This is a genomic window from Candidatus Polarisedimenticolia bacterium, from assembly GCA_035764505.1.
Classification (GTDB): Bacteria; Acidobacteriota; Polarisedimenticolia; order Gp22-AA2; family AA152; genus AA152.
The window spans coordinates 1-16,778 of record DASTZC010000175.1 but is presented as its reverse complement, the minus strand read 5'-3'; the positions used below and the strand labels follow the sequence as shown (position 1 = coordinate 16,778).

Annotated in this window: 21 protein-coding genes; 9 read left to right on the top strand and 12 right to left on the bottom strand. The window is 66.4% G+C overall.

Features of this window, described 5'->3' with window-relative positions:
• The 5 genes from VFW45_11745 to VFW45_11725 form a co-directional block, all read left to right on the top strand.
• A partial coding sequence (locus VFW45_11745; protein HEU5181459.1) for a phosphoglucomutase, alpha-D-glucose phosphate-specific occupies positions 1-1,103 on the top strand: 1,103 nt, incomplete at its 5' end.
• Positions 1,100-2,746: a glucose-6-phosphate isomerase gene (gene pgi / locus VFW45_11740; protein HEU5181458.1), complete on the top strand. Its 1,647-nt coding sequence runs from the start codon at positions 1,100-1,102 to the stop codon at positions 2,744-2,746. The genes VFW45_11745 and pgi, both read left to right, overlap by 4 nt.
• Positions 2,747-2,783: 37 nt before the next feature.
• Positions 2,784-3,806, top strand: coding sequence for a decarboxylating 6-phosphogluconate dehydrogenase (gene gnd, locus VFW45_11735; protein ID HEU5181457.1), 1,023 nt, complete (start codon positions 2,784-2,786; stop codon positions 3,804-3,806).
• A 185-nt stretch (positions 3,807-3,991) separates the two neighbouring features.
• A complete protein-coding gene (locus tag VFW45_11730) occupies positions 3,992-4,411 on the top strand; it encodes a hypothetical protein (GenBank protein ID HEU5181456.1) in 420 nt (139 codons plus the stop codon).
• A gap of 38 nt (positions 4,412-4,449) precedes the next feature.
• Positions 4,450-5,310 carry a neutral zinc metallopeptidase gene (locus VFW45_11725; protein ID HEU5181455.1) on the top strand — a complete coding sequence of 287 codons (861 nt, stop codon included), beginning with the start codon at positions 4,450-4,452 and terminating at the stop codon, positions 5,308-5,310.
• Positions 5,311-5,393: 83 nt separating this feature from the next.
• On the opposite strand, the gene VFW45_11720 is transcribed toward VFW45_11725, so the two are convergent.
• From VFW45_11720 to VFW45_11665, 12 genes are all read right to left on the bottom strand, one after another.
• The gene (locus VFW45_11720; GenBank protein HEU5181454.1) at positions 5,394-5,855 is read right to left on the bottom strand and encodes a nuclear transport factor 2 family protein; all 462 of its coding nucleotides are present in this window, start codon (positions 5,853-5,855) and stop codon (positions 5,394-5,396) included.
• Positions 5,856-5,925: 70 nt separating this feature from the next.
• Positions 5,926-6,270 (bottom strand): hypothetical protein, encoded by a 345-nt coding sequence (locus VFW45_11715; protein HEU5181453.1) that lies wholly within the window; start codon positions 6,268-6,270, stop codon positions 5,926-5,928.
• Between the two features lie 43 nt (positions 6,271-6,313).
• Positions 6,314-6,835, bottom strand: a complete 522-nt coding sequence (locus VFW45_11710) for a hypothetical protein (GenBank protein ID HEU5181452.1) — start codon at positions 6,833-6,835, stop codon at positions 6,314-6,316.
• Between the two features lie 50 nt (positions 6,836-6,885).
• A complete protein-coding gene (locus VFW45_11705) occupies positions 6,886-7,404 on the bottom strand; it encodes a cupin domain-containing protein (GenBank protein ID HEU5181451.1) in 519 nt (172 codons plus the stop codon).
• Between the two features lie 172 nt (positions 7,405-7,576).
• Positions 7,577-7,924: a hypothetical protein gene (locus VFW45_11700; protein ID HEU5181450.1), complete on the bottom strand. Its 348-nt coding sequence runs from the start codon at positions 7,922-7,924 to the stop codon at positions 7,577-7,579.
• Position 7,925: 1 nt separating this feature from the next.
• A complete protein-coding gene (locus tag VFW45_11695; GenBank protein HEU5181449.1) occupies positions 7,926-8,432 on the bottom strand; it encodes a hypothetical protein in 507 nt (168 codons plus the stop codon).
• Between the two features lie 62 nt (positions 8,433-8,494).
• Positions 8,495-8,827, bottom strand: a complete 333-nt coding sequence (locus VFW45_11690; GenBank protein HEU5181448.1) for a hypothetical protein — start codon at positions 8,825-8,827, stop codon at positions 8,495-8,497.
• 255 nt (positions 8,828-9,082) lie between these two features.
• On the bottom strand, positions 9,083-9,691 hold the full coding sequence (locus VFW45_11685; protein ID HEU5181447.1) for a hypothetical protein: 609 nt from the start codon (positions 9,689-9,691) through the stop codon (positions 9,083-9,085).
• A gap of 100 nt (positions 9,692-9,791) precedes the next feature.
• Complete coding sequence (locus VFW45_11680) at positions 9,792-9,983, bottom strand: hypothetical protein (protein HEU5181446.1); 192 nt, start codon at positions 9,981-9,983, stop codon at positions 9,792-9,794.
• The gene (locus VFW45_11675) at positions 9,980-10,237 is read right to left on the bottom strand and encodes a hypothetical protein (GenBank protein HEU5181445.1); all 258 of its coding nucleotides are present in this window, start codon (positions 10,235-10,237) and stop codon (positions 9,980-9,982) included. The genes VFW45_11680 and VFW45_11675 overlap by 4 nt, the downstream gene beginning before the upstream one ends.
• Positions 10,234-11,058 (bottom strand): hypothetical protein, encoded by an 825-nt coding sequence (locus VFW45_11670; GenBank protein ID HEU5181444.1) that lies wholly within the window; start codon positions 11,056-11,058, stop codon positions 10,234-10,236. The genes VFW45_11675 and VFW45_11670 overlap by 4 nt, the downstream gene beginning before the upstream one ends.
• Before the next feature lie 152 nt (positions 11,059-11,210).
• Positions 11,211-12,296, bottom strand: a complete 1,086-nt coding sequence (locus VFW45_11665; GenBank protein HEU5181443.1) for a helix-turn-helix domain-containing protein — start codon at positions 12,294-12,296, stop codon at positions 11,211-11,213.
• 197 nt (positions 12,297-12,493) lie between these two features.
• Between VFW45_11665 and VFW45_11660 the strand changes: the two genes are divergently transcribed.
• The 4 genes from VFW45_11660 to VFW45_11645 form a co-directional block, all read left to right on the top strand.
• Complete coding sequence (locus tag VFW45_11660) at positions 12,494-13,900, top strand: vanadium-dependent haloperoxidase (protein ID HEU5181442.1); 1,407 nt, start codon at positions 12,494-12,496, stop codon at positions 13,898-13,900.
• A gap of 269 nt (positions 13,901-14,169) precedes the next feature.
• Positions 14,170-14,757 carry a methyltransferase domain-containing protein gene (locus VFW45_11655; protein ID HEU5181441.1) on the top strand — a complete coding sequence of 196 codons (588 nt, stop codon included), beginning with the start codon at positions 14,170-14,172 and terminating at the stop codon, positions 14,755-14,757.
• A gap of 168 nt (positions 14,758-14,925) precedes the next feature.
• Positions 14,926-15,273, top strand: coding sequence for a PadR family transcriptional regulator (locus VFW45_11650; GenBank protein HEU5181440.1), 348 nt, complete (start codon positions 14,926-14,928; stop codon positions 15,271-15,273).
• 108 nt (positions 15,274-15,381) lie between these two features.
• The coding region (locus VFW45_11645) for an ABC transporter permease (GenBank protein HEU5181439.1) at positions 15,382-16,778 on the top strand (1,397 nt) is incomplete at its 3' end.

Genomic DNA, 16,778 nt, shown 5'->3' with positions numbered 1-16,778 from the left:
GCATGGCGTATGAGGCGGCACTGCGCTCCTCGACGACGCACCTCGAGGATTTCATCCCCCCTTACGTGGAGGATCTGCCGGCTGTCGTGGACCTGGAGGCGATCCGCGCCTCGGGAATCCGGCTCGGCGTCGACCCGCTCGGCGGTTCGTCGCTCGCCTGCTGGGAATCGATCGCCTCGCGCTACCGGCTCGACCTCACGGTGGTCAACTCCCGCATCGACCCGACCTTCTCCTTCATGACGGTCGATCACGACGGCAAGATCAGGATGGATTGCTCGAGCGCCTACGCCATGGTGCCCCTGGTGGAGCTGCGCGATCGCTATCGGCTCGCCTTCGCCAACGATCCCGATGCAGACCGCCACGGGGTGGTCACTCCGGGCGGCGGGCTGATGAACCCGAATCAGTATCTCGCGGTCGCCGTGCGCTACCTCCTGACGAGCCGCACACAGTGGCCGGAGCACTCCGCCGTCGGCAAGACCCTGGTCAGCAGCGCCATGATCGATCGGGTGGTCGCATCGCTCGGCCGCGTCCTGTCGGAGGTGCCGGTCGGCTTCAAGTGGTTCGCCGCCGGATTGTTCGACGGGTCGTACTGCTTCGGCGGCGAGGAGAGCGCCGGCGCCAGCTTCCTGCGGCGTGACGGCAGGGTCTGGACGACCGACAAGGATGGTCCCATCATGTGCCTGCTGGCGGCGGAGATCACCGCACGCACCGGCAAGGATCCTTCGGAGCACTACCGGGAACTGATCGGGCAGTTCGGTGAGCCGTTGTACACGCGGGTGGACGCCCCCGCCACGCCGGAGCAGAAGGCGCGCCTGAAGCGGCTCTCTCCGCAGGACGTGAAGACCTCCGAGCTGGCGGGCGAGCCGATCCTGGCGACCCTGACCACCGCCCCGGGCAACGGCGCCCCGATCGAGGGCTTGAAGGTCACCACCGCCGGCGGCTGGTTCGCGGCGCGTCCGTCCGGGACGGAGAACCTGTACAAGATCTACGCCGAGAGCTTCAGGGACCAGAAGCACCTGGATGCCATCCTCGAGGAAGCCCGGCGGCTGGTGGACCAGGCCCTGGGAACCAGCCGCCCGGAAGGGGCAGGAGCATCGGAATGAAAGCGGACGGAACAACGCTCACGCATCGGCCGTCCTGGAAGGCCCTGGCGGAGCATGCCCGCGAGGTGCGGAAGACCCACCTGCGCGCGCTGTTCGCGCAGGACCCCAAGCGCGCCGAGCAGATGTCGATCGAAGCCGCCGGCATCCTGCTCGACTACTCCAAGAACCGCGCGACCGGGGAGACGATGCGGCTGCTGCTCGGCCTGGCGGATGAAGCGGGGCTGCGTGGGCGGATCGACGCCATGTTCCGTGGCGAGAAAATCAACATCACCGAGAAGCGCGCCGTGCTTCACGTGGCGCTGCGCGCGCCGCGCGGATCCCGCCTCCTGGTCGACGGCGAGGACGTGGTGCCGACGGTCCATGGCGTGCTCGACCGCATGGCCGATTTCGCCCGGCGCGTGAGGAGCGGCGAGTGGAAAGGGCACACCGGCCGGCGGATCCGCAGCGTCGTCAACGTGGGAATCGGTGGATCCGACCTGGGTCCGGTGATGGCCTATGAGGCGCTGCGGCATTACAGCGAGCGCGGCATGAGCTTTCGCTTCGTGTCGAACGTCGACGGCACCGACTTCGCCGAGGCGACGCGCGACCTGGATCCGGCCGAGACGCTGTTCATCGTCTCCTCCAAGACCTTCACGACGCTCGAGACGATGACCAACGCCCGCACGGCGCGCGCCTGGCTGCTGGCGGCGATGGGCGGCGACGAGGCGGCGGTGGCGCGGCATTTCGTGGCGGTGTCGACCAACGCGGCGGAGGTGAAGCGCTTCGGCATCGACGAGGCGAACATGTTCGGCTTCTGGGACTGGGTGGGAGGCCGCTATTCGATGGATTCCGCCATCGGCCTCTCCACGATGGTGGCGGTGGGCGAGGAGCATTTCCGCGCCATGCTCGCCGGCTTCCACGAGATCGACGAGCACTTCCGCACCGCCCCGTTCGAGCGCAACCTTCCCGTCCTGATGGCGCTGCTGTCGATCTGGTACAACGACTTCTTCGGCGCCGCCACGACCGCCGTGCTTCCTTATGACCAGTACCTGAAGCGCTTCCCGGCCTACCTCCAGCAGCTGGCCATGGAGAGCAACGGCAAGAGCGTCACGCGGGAGGGAGGGCCGGTGGACTGCGACACCTCCCCCATCGTCTGGGGCGAGCCGGGGACCAACGGCCAGCACTCCTTCTACCAGCTGCTGCACCAGGGGACGCGGCTGGTCCCTTGCGATTTCATCGCGTTCGGCCAGAGCCTGAATCCGCTGGGCGCGCACCATGACATCCTATTGGCCAATGTCCTGGCCCAGGGGGAGGCGCTGGCCTTCGGCAAGACCGCGGAGGAGGTGCGCGCCGAAGGGACTCCGGAGGTGCTGGTGCCGCATCGCACTTTCGAAGGGAACCGTCCCTCCAATCTGCTTCTCCTGGAGCGCCTGACCCCCTCGGCGCTCGGCAAGCTGGTGGCCCTCTACGAGCACAGCGTCTTCGTGCAAGGCGTCATCTGGGACATCAACTCTTTCGATCAGTGGGGCGTGGAGCTGGGGAAATCGCTCGCCGTGAGAATCCTGCCGGAGCTGCAGTCCGCGGCGGAGCCGGCTCCGGCGCACGACGGGTCGACCGACGCCCTGATCCGCCGCATCCGCGGGATGCGCGGAAAGGAATCATGAGAGGCTCGCGGGACAGGGGAACAGAAAGGAGCCGGTGATGCAGCTGGGAATGATCGGTCTGGGCCGGATGGGGGGAAACATGGCGCGGCGGCTGGAGCGCGCCGGGCACGAGGTGGTGGCCCACGCCCCCTCGGCGAAGACAAGGGAGGCGTTTTGCAAGGACACCGGCTGTGAGGCAGCCGCCTCGATTGGAGACCTCGTGCGCAAGCTCCAACCGCCGCGCGTCGCCTGGCTGATGATCCCGGCGGCCTCGGTCGACTCGGCGCTGTCGGAGCTCTCCGCGGCATTGGCGAAGGACGACGTGGTCATCGACGGCGGCAATTCCTATTACGTCGATGATCTGCGGCGGGCGCGCGAGCTGTCGGCGCGGGGCATCCACTACGTCGATTGCGGCACCAGCGGCGGCGTCTGGGGGCTGGAGCGCGGCTATTGCCTGATGATCGGCGGTGAGAAGGAAATCGTGAAGCGCCTCGATCCGATCTTCGCGGCGCTGGCGCCCGGACGCGAGGCCGCGGAGCGCCTGCCCGGACGCGACAAGGTTTCAACCACCGCCGAGCAGGGCTACCTGCATTGCGGCCCCAACGGCGCGGGACACTTCGTCAAGATGGTGCACAACGGCATCGAGTACGGCATCATGCAGGCCTACGCCGAGGGGCTCAACATCCTGCATCACGCCAATGCCGGCAGCACGGCGCGCGCGTCGGACGCCGAGACCACGCCGCTGCGCAATCCCGAGGAGTTCCGCTACGAGATCGACGTGCGCGACGTGGCGGAGTTGTGGCGGCGCGGCAGCGTCGTCGCCTCGTGGCTGCTGGACCTGACGGCTGCCGCGCTGCTGGAGGACCCGAAGCTGTCGGGGTTCGCCGGGCGTGTCTCCGATTCGGGAGAAGGGCGCTGGACCATCCGCGCGGCCATCGATGTTTCGGTGCCGGCCCCCGTTCTCACCACCGCCCTGTACGAGCGCTTCAGCTCGCGCGGCGAGGCGGAGTTCGCCAACCGGCTCCTCTCCGCCATGCGCTTCGGCTTCGGTGGCCACAAGGAGAAGCCCGCCGGAAGCTGATCCCGCCAGCGTCTCGACCTTCGAGTCCGACGGGCCTCCCTCGTTTTCACGGCTCGATCCGTGCGGGAGGAGACGCGGCGGCTGATTCCCTTACCTTGAAACCCTCATTTACCTCTCCGTCCGGGCGGAGTAGGATTCTGAAACCGAACAATGCAGGCGCCCCCTGAAGGGGGAGGAGGTCGGTCATGAGCGAGGAGAAGACCCTGTGGGAGAGGACGAAGGATCTGGCCGGTGAAGCGGTGGATCTGGCCGGCGATGCCGTGAAGAAGGCGGCTGACGTGACCGAAGAAGCCTGGGAGATGACCAAGGATGTCGCCTCCGACGTGGCCGACGCCACGCGGACGGCCGCGCACAAGGCGGCAGACGCGACGGGCGATCTGGCAGAGGAAGCCTGGGAGAAGACGCGGGGCGTTGCTTCCGAGGTCGCCGACGCCACGCGCACGGCGGCAGGCCGGGCAGCCGATGCGACCGGCGATCTGGCGGAGGAGGCCTGGGAGAAGACCAGGGGGGTCGCTTCCGGAGTTGCCGACGCGACGCGCACCGCGGCGAACCGGGCGGCCGAGGCCGCGAAGGATGCGCTCGACGATCTCAAACCGAAGCAATAGGGCCGGGTTTCCCCGGCCCGGCGCGCCGGAGACGATTCATGCGATGGATGGGCAGGCGGGAAAGCGGCAACATCGAGGATCGGCGCGGCATGACCGCCGGCCGGCTGGGTATCGGCGGCGGCATCGGCGGCCTGGTGGTCCTTCTGCTCTACCTCTTTCTGGGCGGCGATCCGGAGCAGCTGCAGCAAAGCCTTCCCAATGGTCCGGGCGGGGACGAGCAGCAGGCGGGCGCGCCCTACCGTGAGTCGGCGGAGGAAGGGAACCTGCGGCACTTCGTGGGGGTCGTCCTGGCCGACACCGAGGACACCTGGCACGCGATCTTTCGCGACATGGGAAGGGAATACCGCGAGCCGAAGCTGACGCTGTTCAGCGGCGCGGTCGACTCGGCGTGCGGTTTCGCCGAGGCGGCCGTCGGCCCTTTCTACTGCCCGCCCGATGAGCGCGTCTACATCGACCTCTCCTTCTACCAGGAGCTGCAGGATCGCTTCGGGGCCCCCGGAGATTTCGCGCAGGCCTACGTCATCGCCCACGAGATCGGCCACCACGTACAGAACCTGCTGGGGATTTCCGAGAAGGTGCAGGCGGCGCAGCAGCGCTCCGACGAGCGGCAGGCGAGCGCGCTGTCGGTGCGGCTGGAGCTGCAGGCCGACTGCCTGGCCGGCGTCTGGGCCCATCACGCCTCCGCGGCGCGCGATCTGCTCGAGCAGGGGGACATCGAGGAGGGGTTGGGAGCCGCCAGCGCCATCGGCGACGACCGGCTTCAGAGGCAGAGCCGTGGCTACGTCACTCCTGAATCATTCACGCACGGCAGCTCGGCGCAGCGGGTGCGCTGGTTCCGCCAGGGAATCGACGCTGGAACCGTCGACGCTTGCGACACCTTCAACGCCGGCAGGTTGTAGCGTCACACCACGCGGGCGATGTTCAGCGCAAACGCTTATGCTCGGCGCAGATCGACGCGCCTGGATTCGATTCCTTCCCGGCGTTAATCGGATTTCAGAAGCGACGAATGTCCGGCGACCGCCTGCCATCCGACCGGAAAGCGAACGTAGAACCGGGTGTAGCGTCCCACGCGTGGGGCGGCGCCTTTCTCCGCCATCTCCATGGTGAGCCTGCCGCGCACCACCGCCGCATCCCCATAGACGTCGACCTGAAGGTCGTCGAACTTCAAGGATCGAATCGGGTTGGGACCGGACTGGTAGGCACTGAGGAAATCGTCGCGGTGGCTGACTTTTCCCTCGCTGTCGGTGTGCACATACCCCTTGGCCTCGATGCGCTGCACGACTTGCGCGTCCCGGTCGACGATGGCACGCGCCAGCAGCTGCTCCAGCTTCTGGATCTCGGGGGCGGCATCGATCGCGGACCAGGGCGCCTCCTGGTCGACAGCCTGGGCGCGAACGGTGCACAGGACGACGAGGCATGCCAGCACGGCCACACGACGCTTCATGTTCTCTCCCGTCGGATCGCTCCGACCCGAAAAGTGCCTCCTCCCGCTCAAGGGTGACGCTGCCGGGGGCCTACCGGTTCAGCCAGGCCAGATACTGGTTCTTGTCCTTCTCGACAATCTTGCGCCGCTCTGCTTCGGACAGCTTGTCGAAGCGGGACCACTTCTTCGCGTAGTTCGGATACTCCGCCTCCAGCAGGATCTCCCGGTAATAGCCGGTGGCTTCACCCAGGTTGCGCTTCAGCTTGTCGACGTCGCCGCCGGCATTCTTCATGCAGCCCAGGATCACGCGATGCTTCTCGATCACCTGGATGGCTTCTATCAAGGCGCGCAGCTCATCGTGGTGCTCCGTGGCGAAGTCGCGGCGCAGCACCCGGTCGATGTCTTCCCGGGTTACCTGCGGCACGAACTGTTCCATTCCATTCCTTTCGGCGGATGTCCCGGTGCGCGGAGGTCCTGGTCTAAGCGGCCATCCTGCTCGGGCGCATCCAGAACGCCAGGCCCAAAGCCCCCCCAGCGGCGACCGCGGCGCACAGCCAGTGCAGCGCACCGACGCTCACGACACCCAGGAACGGGTTCCAGTCGGACCAGGGCATGAAGGGGCGCACGTCGTGGTGCATCATTCCGTCCAGCACCGTGTGGGACAACCCGCCGAGGATCCCGCCTGCCCAGACCCCGATTGGCGCGACTTCTCCGCGAAACGCGGGGACGCGCCGCCAACGCTCGTCCTCGAGCAGCGAGCCCGTCCGGCCGAGGAGGTAAAGGGCCACGAAGATGCCGGCGGAGGTGACGATTCCCGCCAGGCCGGTCCCCACGAAGGAATGGAAGAACCGATGCACCGGGTAGTCATGGCGCACGATGTGGTAGAGCGACTCGCAATCGATCACCACTTGCGCCGCACAGAACGCCGTCCAGGAGAAGACCGGCGCGACGGCGCCTTTCGCTCCCAGCCCGGCTCCGAAATGGAACGGCGTGAACGGCATGTCTTACTCCGCCTCACCCGGTGCCGCTTTTCATGCGTCGTCGGCGCCGGCTATTTTGCGGGGGTGCGGTTGCCCGGATCGTCGGCCGGGTTCACGTAGGTCAGCGTGAAGGGCCCGACGCCGTGCACCTGAACGGTCGCCTCGCTGATCGCAATGGCATAGTGGTGCATCTGGGCCGGCAGCAACACGAAGCCGCCCGGAGGAAGCTTCTTGGCCGCGGCCTGATCGAGCTTGTCGCCCATCCCGATCGCGAAGGTTCCCGCGAGGACGGTGACATTCTCATCAGTCGGATGCCAGTGCGGCGCAATCTTGTAGCCCGCGGGCACTTTCAAGCGCACCACGAACGGGCCCGGCTTGCCGGGATCTCCGGCCACCACGGCGAACGACATCCCTTTCTCGAACACCGGCGGCCCCTCCCCCCACTTGATGTCCGTCGGAGCGACGGCAACGTGGGTGGAGGTGGCTCCCTCCTGGCCTGGGGCGATCTGGTCCGGGGGAAAATTCTCCGCTTGCGCCATCAACAGCCCCACCGAGGCCACGACCATCCCCAGACACAACAGTTTCCGCATCACGCACCTCCTCCAGTGCTCATCAGCAGATCAGGTCGATTCGTGCCGAAACTCGCTCGTCGAGGTCGCACCGCGCCGGCGGCCGGGAACGATGCTTCGCAACTCATCTCGGATGAGCGAGGTCATTCTATATGCGTTCGGGAAATGGAAATCAACACGCGGGTCTGCGGAGTCACGGTCCCCAATAGTCGACGTGGAAGGTCGTCCCTTTCTCGATCTCGATTGCGATGCGCGTCCCGCATTCGACTTCGTGCCGTCCCGGCGCGATGGCCCCGGTCTCGTAGAGGGTATGCGGCCAGAGCTTCCCGTCCACGCGGAGGGGGCCGCAAGCTCCTCCGTTGCCATCCTCGATCACGAGGTAGGTCCCGCCGTCCGACGAGGCCTCGACACGGCCTCTCAGCTCCCTGTCGTCGCAACCGTAGAGCGTCGCGAGGGTGAGGGCCAGCCAAAGAATCCGGCGAAACGCTCCGCCGCGGCCCGCGGACGGGCCGGCATCGGGGCGCAGGGACGGGAGGGACAAGTCAGGCAGCCGGCCGGGGCGAGGCGTTGCGCATGCGAATGAAGGAAAAGCGCAGGGTGGAGGAAAAGACTGCGTCGCGCAACGCCCAGAGGTTGGGAAGGATGCGCAGGTCGGCCCCGCTCTTCCCCAGCTCCTGAAGGGCGCCGTCGATTGCGACGACCCCCGCCGGGACGATCGCCGTCCGGCTCACGAAATAGCCGGCGCACTCATCCAGACAGGTGAAGGTTTCCGGCGGCATCCGGTAGCGGTAGAGCCGGGTCGAGGCTGCGCGCTCCAGCCAGTCGCTCTCGATGGCGACGACGGCGCGGCTCGATCCCAGGTAGCGCCGGACGTCACCTGAATCCGTGTCGGGCCCGGCGTAGAAGGTCACTCGCGGGCAGTCGCGAGGCAGGAGGTAATTGCACAGGCGGGCCTCCTCGATCGCCCACACGACCGGCTCGGTGGCATAGGTCGAGGAGCGCGGCTCGAAACGGGGGATGCCGGATTCTTCGCTGACGTGATAGAGCAATGCCCTCTCCTTGCCGCTGAAGGCGTGCCGGCGCGCACCTGGGCTGCGATAAACCCGGAAGGCTAGATCGCGGACGGGTTCAATAGCATCCAAAGGAGGAAGGGAAGGAAAAGGACGATCCATCCCGCATAGTAGAGCAGCTCCTGCTGGGATCGCCCTTCGACGACCTGCTCACCACCTACATATTCCCTCAGCCGGTTGAGCTCCTTCGGAAACCAGATGCACAGCATGCCGATGAGGGAAGGCGCCAGCACGAAGCTGGCGATCTTCGGATCGAACTGGTCCGCTCCGACGAGCAGGGAGGCCAGCCGGAACTCGGCGGCCACGATGACCACGGAACAGAAGCGGGATACGGTCCAGAACGGGGCTTTGGGGATTTCCACGGGGTCAATCATCGGCTCTCCTGGCCGCCTGTCCTGCAGTTCGCCGGCATTCGGTGGGCTTGGCGCTTGTCGGCGTCGTAGAAGGTTGGATTCGGATCAAGTTTCACGCAGCAGCTGGCAGAGAATGGTTGTTTCCAGGGAGAAAGGCCTTCGACCGCTATGAGTTAACCAAGGAGGGAAACAGGTGCTGTCCCCGTGAGGCCTCAGTAGTATCCCGTATTATAAGGATATTCCAAGCCAGGTCCAGCGGGGTCGTCCGGAGGGCCTTCAGGGGTGTTTCGGGACCGGAATGGGCATGGGCGGCGGTCCCTCCTTGAAGTAATCGACCATCTGCTTCAGCACCCCGATACAGCTTTCGTCGACCGAGACCTTATCGGGACGGGGCGGCACGGAGCCGGGGCTGGGTGGCACGACTTCAAGGAGGAATGCTGCTTTCTGCGAGGCGGCGAGGTTCTTGACCAGGCTGTAATCCCATACGCCGATCAGCGGCTCGACGACTTCCGGTCCTTCCTTGTGCGTCCCGAGGTTCGACAGCTTCCCGTCGAAGGCCAGCTTGTCGTCCAAGCTGACCCGGAAGCGCACGTTGCGCTGGAGCGAGTACTTCGCTTCGATGTCCCGGTGGACGATGTTGATCACGCACTGGTCCGGTGCCTGCCGGGCGTTGACCGGATGCATGCAATCCAGGCGCAAAGTGAAGGAGCCTTCAAAATCGCTGATGCGGACGGTCGGGGTCGAGACCCGGATTCTACGACCCCCGTTCGGGTTGGCTTCCTCCTGCGTGGTGAGGACATTCTCATCCGGCGCCGCCAGGGTACTGGCAAGGCCGGAAACCAGGAGTGCTCCAGCAACCAGGGTGAACAGCAGGTGCCTGCGCATCACACCTACTATACCTGCGAGACGGGATTTTCTGGAATCGCGATTGGGAGCCTCGCGGCGAAGCGGCGGCATGTCCATGACACGGCTCTAGGACGAACCTTCACCGATGATTGTGCGCCTCGCGCCAGAGCACGACTGCCATCCCGCCCGAGACCAGGAAGGCCACCCAGCTCACCCACATGGGAATCACGCGGTCCGCCACCGTTACCTGGACTTGGAATACGACCCGCAACAGATGTGCCAGGGACACCACGCCCAGAAGAATACTCGCGACGACCACCGGTTTCTTCAAGGCAACATCCCAAGAAGAGCGAGGGCAGTAATGGAGAAGCCTGCCAGCGGAACCCCCGATAGGGCGTAGGCCCCCTTTGCGATGTCGGGGCGGCCGTCCCAGGCGCGCACCGTAGCGATCTCGCACTCGACCGCGGCCATCAGCGCGCCGCGCTGCCGCAGGAACTCATCCTGGGCCAGAAGCGCTTCCCGCTCTTCCCGGGACAGCGCTTTCCAATCCTCCTCCGAACCGTAGGCCAGGCATAGGAATTTCATGGGCTTGCTCCCGCTCGGACCTGCTCGGGCCCAGGCACGCGCACGAGGAACAGCCCAGGGCCGACCAGCCGGCAGTAGATCGGCATTGATGCAGCGTGATTGGCATCCAGATTGGGCGTCACGTAATTCCAGAAGGTCTTCTTGGACAGTTGGTGCCAGAAGTGTGCCGGTGGGCTCTCGTCCCACCTCGCCCAGTTGACGATCGCATAATCCGAGGACTCTCCCTCCAGCGGCGCCAACACGACGGAGTTGCTGAGGCCTGTCTCCTTGGCGTACCAGTCGGCGAGGTATTCCCACAGGTCGAGCATCACGGCCGGGTCATCCGCCGCGAAATGGTTGAACAGGAACAAGCCTTGCCGCGTCGTGTCGACACCGCCGATCCGTCTGACATTGCGGGTCGCCATAACGTGCATGGCTCTGGTCTGCTTCCGCATGGCTTCCAGCAGCAGGACGTACTCCGGAGCCTTCTGCACCTCGCGCGCGGCGGCTACCGACGTCGTCTCGATGAGGACCATGACGTCGAAATCCGCTATGTGAAAGGACCCTTTTCGCTGCTTCAGATAGGCGCTGAATCGCACCGTGGGAGGCATGAAGATCGCGCGAAACACATGGACCCGGATGACCTGATCGAGCTGCTGGACCCCGAGCGACAGATCCCCGAGCTTCGCTAGCAGCTTCGAGCGCTCGACGCTCGGCAAAACGATCGGAAAGAGGGTGCGCGGATGAACGCTCGCGGCAAGGTAGATGAAACCGCTCGTCGACGGCTCGATGAGCCGGGCTCTCGAGTATCGCTGCTTCGGATTGACGATTCTCAGTTCCATGGTCCCTCGGGCGCCCCCTTTTCTATGCGCCGAGGAGCCGGAACGATCGCCTGCCGCGGCGCTTCCGGGTGTGCCCCATGTTATCCCCGTCTCTCGTAATCACCCAGGTTTCGTCGCTGCGTGTCGGAAGAAAGTCCGATCCTGACCGGCGATCAGGCCGATCGTCCTCCCTTTCCGATGGCCCTGAGCGGCGGGCGCGCCGGGCGGGCGAATCCGGGGATGCTGAAGCGCTTGCGATAGGCGCCTGGGGCCAGGCCGGTGGTGCGCTTGAACAGGCGCCGGAAGAAGGCCGCGTCTTCGTAGCCGACCTGAAAGCTGATCTCATCGATCGAAGCGTCGCTGCGCTCCAGGCGGCGCTTGGCATCCTCGATGCGCAGGCGCTGGACGTACTCGATCGGCGCCAATCCGGTGGCGCCGGCGAAGCGCCGCTTGAAAGTGCGCTCGGCAAGCTTCGAGCGGCGGATCATCTCCGCGACCGGATTGGCGATCTGGAAATGCTCCCCCAGCCACTGCTGCGCGCCGAGAATCTCGCCGTCGCCATGGTCGGTCCTGCCGTCGAAGGCGATGTAGGGTGCGAGACCGTCCTGGTGCCACTGCAGCGCGAAGAGCCGGGCAATCTCCTGCGCGGCGGACGCCCCCGCATGACGCGCGATGAGGTAGAGGACCAGGTCATGCCAGGTCGTCGATGCGCCGGAGCTGACCAGCTCCTCCCGTGCGCCGGAGATCATGAGCACTCGTTCGGGATGGATCGGGACCGCGGGATGGGCGGCAATGAACTGGCGGGAATATACGAAATGGACGGTGGAGTCCTTGCCGTCGAACAGCCCGGTCTCGGCCAGCAGGAAGATTCCCGAGCAAGCCGAGCAGAGCATGGCGCCCTCTTCGTGCATGCGGCGGAGCCAATCGACGAGCCGCGGATAGCGCCCTTTCTTCCAGCCTTCCGGCCCCAGGTGCACCGAGGGGGCTATCACGATATCCGTCCGCGCCAGGGACTCGAAGGCCCGCTGCACCGTGACCGGCACGCCGCCGGAGAGCTGCATGGGGCCGGCGGATTCTCCGACGATCTCTATCCGAAAGGGAGCCGGTGCGCGGCCGCGCCCGTCCTGCAGCACCGCGAAGTCGAAAGAGCTCATGACGTCGAAGATGCCGAAGAGAGTCGAGACAGCGCCTTCGGGAAGGGCCAGCAGGCTGACATGCAGCGTTCTGGCGTTTGTGTCTGAGGCTGACGAGCTGCTCATGGGGGCGATTCCAGCAGGGATCCGGGAATTTCGGGTGATCCGGGGTGGCCGGATTGCGTCCGGCGGCCCCGGTTGCCGGCTCATTGTGGCACGAACGGACCGATCTTGGGTGATTCCGGCTCTTACGAAGCGCCGGCGCCCCTGGGATGATCAGCGCGTCATCAGGGACCGCTCTGACACTCAGAAAGGAGTCAGCCATGAGAGCAACCCGAAACGACCCACCGAGCCCCGGCCCTTACCGCACCTCACCGTCAGTGACGCGCCACGCGCCGAAGTCTTGGCGGCCAGGACGCGGCCTGATCCTCGCGGCGCTGGTCCTGACGGCGCTGGTCGCGCCGCCACCGGCATCCGCCACCGCGGCGGCGTCCTCCAGGACCTGGTGCGCCGATCGCTGCGACCAGGTCGTCATCGATTGGAACCTGGCGGCCTACGAGGTCCTCAAGGCCGACAACGGCTATCAGAACCCGCTGGCCGCCTCGCGCGTGCTGGCCATGGTGCACCTGGCCATGCACGATGCCGTCAACGCGGTGCAGCCGCGCTACCAGGCGTATGTCTATCATCCGCGTCCCGGGGACACGAAGGGCCCATCCGACGCGGCCGTGGCCGCGGCCGTCGCGGCGCACGACGTGCTGGCGGCGCTCTTCCCGAACCAGAAGGCGCTCCTCGACGGCGCCCTGGACGGCTCGCTCGTCGACGCCGGCGCCGGGGAGGCGGTGGAGCAGGGAAAGAAGGTGGGTGCCGCGGCTGCCACGGCCATGCTGGCGCGACGCGACGCAGACGGCAGCCAGGCGGAAGACCTCTACCAGCCCGGCGCGAAGGCAGGCGAGTATCGCTTCGTGCCCGGCACCAACTCACTGATTCTGCCGCACTGGCGATCGGTCACGCCGTTCACGATGCACTCGCCCGACCAGTTCCGCGTTCCGCCGCCGCCCGCCCTGGACAGCACCCGCTACGCGGCTGATTTCAACGAGGTGAAAGCGACGGGAAGCAAGGCGGCCGACGCGCGCCGCAGCGCCGACCAGACCGAGTACGCCAACTACTGGTATGAATTCTCCGACATCGGCTGGAACCGCATTGCCCGGGAAGTCTCGCGCGAGAAGCCGCAGGACCTGTGGGATCGGGCGCGGACCTTCGCGCTGCTCAACGCCGTCATCGCCGACGGCTACATCGCCGGCTGGGATTCCAAGCTGCATTACAACCTGTGGCGTCCGGTGACCGCCATCCAGCTGGCGGCCGAAGACGGCAACCCCGCCACCAGCGCGGACGGGGCGTGGTCGTCGCTGCTCCCGACGCCGCCGGTCCAGGACTACCCGTCCACGCACAGCTCGCTGGGCGCGGCGGCGGCCGCGGTCCTCGCTTATGCCTTCGGCAGCGACAAGGTGGCCTTCACGATGGCCTCCCCGAGCGCGCTGGCGACGGCGCCGGCGCGCAGCTTCAAGAGCTTCAGCGAGGCGGCCCGGGAGAATGCCGACTCGCGCGTACGCGCGGGCATCCACTTCCGCTTCGCAACCAAAGCCGGGCTGGAGCAGGGAGAGCAGATCGCCCAGCAGGCGATCCATGACCTGCTCACTCCCTTGCCCAACGGTGCGAGGGCGAGCCGCTAGCTGACCGGCCTGGTCTCGCATCGCCCGCCCGTCATCGCCTCGCAGCGGTGGCGGGCGGGCTGTTTTTCACGATCATCAGGCCGAAAGCGCTTTGCCACACGGCTCTCTCGGCGCGGAAGACCGCATGATTGACACCTTCCGCATGCACCGATAGCATCCGGCCGCTTGGGCCTTGTTGTGGGATCGCCCGACTCGCTCCGTGTTGCCGTAATTCCCCGATGGAGCGGGCTTCCGGCAGGCAGGGGACACCGGCCATGAAGAGCCAGACCATGAGCGATCTGCGAAGCCGATGGACCTTTCTTCGGGAGTTCATCTCCAGGCCTTCCACGGTCGGTGCTGTGTCGCCAAGCTCCATCTATCTGGCGGAAGAGATGGTGAGCTGGGTGGACTGGAAGACGATCCGCAAGGTCGTCGAGCTGGGGCCCGGCACCGGAGTGTTCACCGAAGCCATCCTCCGCAAGGCGGGTCCCGAGTGCCGCTACCTGGCGGTGGAGATCAGTCCCGGCCTGGCGGCCATCTTTCGAAGCAGGTTCCCACGACTGCGGCTGGCTCGGGAGAGCGTGTCGAACCTCGCGGAGATCTGCGCAAGGGAGGGGATGTCGGAGGTCGATCTGATTGTCAGCGGGCTGCCCTGGGCTTCCTTTCCATCGAAGGATCAGATCGAATACCTCGACGGCGTCACGGCGATCCTGAGACAAGGCGGCGGATTCTGCACCTTTGCCTATCTGCAGGGCCTGCTTCTCGGCCAGGGCCGCGCCTTCCGCAGGCGTTTGCACGATTACTTCGGCCAGGTTGCAGCCAGCCGCGTCGTCTGGAAGAACGTCCCCCCGGCGTTCGTCTACCGCTGCCGCCGGTAGCTCCCACGCTTCATCTCCCCGCCCGACGATGATCTTGCATGTGCAGCGCATGACACCTTCCTGACGCGCCCGCGCATCGTCCGTTCAACCGTGGCTCATTCCGACACATCCTCTTGACGAGCACTGTCGTCCCAATATATGGTGCTGCCATATATGGAGGTGCCATCGATGAAGGGGTCTCTCGAGATCGACCCGCGCCTGAAGAAGAGCGGCGCGGAGCTGCTGATCCTCTCCCTGCTCGAGGCGCGCCAGCGCCACGGCTACGAGCTGGCCCGCCAGCTGGAGCAGCAGTCGGGCGGCGTGCTGAGCTTCCACGTGGCCTCACTCTATCCGCTGCTCTACCGGCTCGAAGAGCGCGGCTGGGTCGAGGGGCGCTGGGTGGAGAAGGCGGGGCAGCGTCGCCGGCGCCACTACAGCCTGACTCCTGGAGGCAGGCGCGTTCTCGCAACCCAGCGCGAAGGCTGGCGCTCTTACGTCAACGCGATGAACCGCGTGATCCTGGAAGGACCCGCATAACCATCCGGCGCGGCCGGTGGAAGCGGCACGGTAACCATGGCGGATTGCCGGATGCGTTTGGCATGAGGGCGCCGGACGGTCCGCAGGCACCAAGCGGAGGATAGAACCATGGCAGGGTGGAAGGATGAAGTGCGGCGGCGCCTTCAGAGCCTGCGGTTGCGGCCCGAGCGCGAGGTGGAGATCGTCGAAGAGCTTTCCCAGCATCTGGAAGATCGATATGAAGCCCTGCGCGCCGAGGGACTGGCAGAGCCGGAGGCGAGGCAAGCCGCCCTGGCCGAGCTCGATCGGGGCGAGGGGCTGGCGCCGCAGCTCGCGGAGGTCGAAAAGCCGGCGCGCGAGCCGCTGACGCCGGGCGCCGCGGGGAGAGGCTCCCTGATCGTCGATCTGCTTCGCGACCTGCGCTATGGAGTCCGCATGTTGCGGGCCGCGCCTTCCTTCACGGCGATCGCCATCCTGACGCTGGCGCTGGGAATCGGAGCGAATGCTGCGATCTTCAGCGTCCTGAACGCCGTCCTGCTCGAGCCGCTGCCTCTGCCGGACTCGGGACGCCTCGGCTACGTCATGGGTAAAGCCAAGGACGGCAGTCCTGCCTACATCTCCTATCCTGATTTCGAAGACCTGCGGCACGAGGCCAAAACATTCGACGGGCTAAGCGGCTTCGTGGGGCAGAGCGTGAACCTGACGGGCCGGAGCGAGCCGATGCGCGTGCGCGGCGGCTTCGTCTCGGACAATTTCTTCCGCATCGTGCGCACCGAAGCGGCGCAGGGACGCGTGTTCCTGCCGGGAGTGGACGACAAGCCGGGCGCCGATCTGGTCTGCGTGGTCCAGCACGAGACCTGGAAGTCGGTCTTCGGCGGCGACCCCGCGTTTCTCGGCAGCAAGCTGATCCTCAACAACGAACCCTACACGGTCGCCGGCATCCTGCCGGAAGGCTTCCATTTTCCCATGGACGAGATCGAAGTCTGGATCCCGTACCACAAGTGGCCTCCGCTGCGTGATGACATGAACAACCGCACCCAGCCGATGGTCGCGCCGGTGGCTCGCCTGAAGCAGGGCGTGAGCTTCGAGGAAGCGCGCGCCGAGGCGGAGGCGATCATGGCGCGCTTGGCGGCCACCTATCCGGAGGCCGGCGCGGGGCGGAGCGTCACCCTGCAGACGCTGCAGGAGGCGCTGGTCGGGGACTCGCGTCCGATGCTGCTGGTGCTCTTCGGGGCCGTGGCCTGCGTGCTGCTGATCGCCTGCGGCAACGTGGCGAGCCTGCTGCTGGCGCGGGGCGCGGCGCGCAGCCGGGAGTTCGCGACGCGGACGGCGCTGGGAGCGAGCAAGAGCCGGCTGGTGCGGCAGATCCTGGCCGAGACCGGGCTGCTCTGGCTGGCGGGCGGCGCCGCGGGCGTGGGGACAGGCATCTGGATGCTGGCCGGACTGATCGCCATGGCGCCGCCGCTTCCGGGGGGCATCAGCGCGCGGTTCGACCTGAAGGCTTTCGCATTCACCCTCGGCATCAC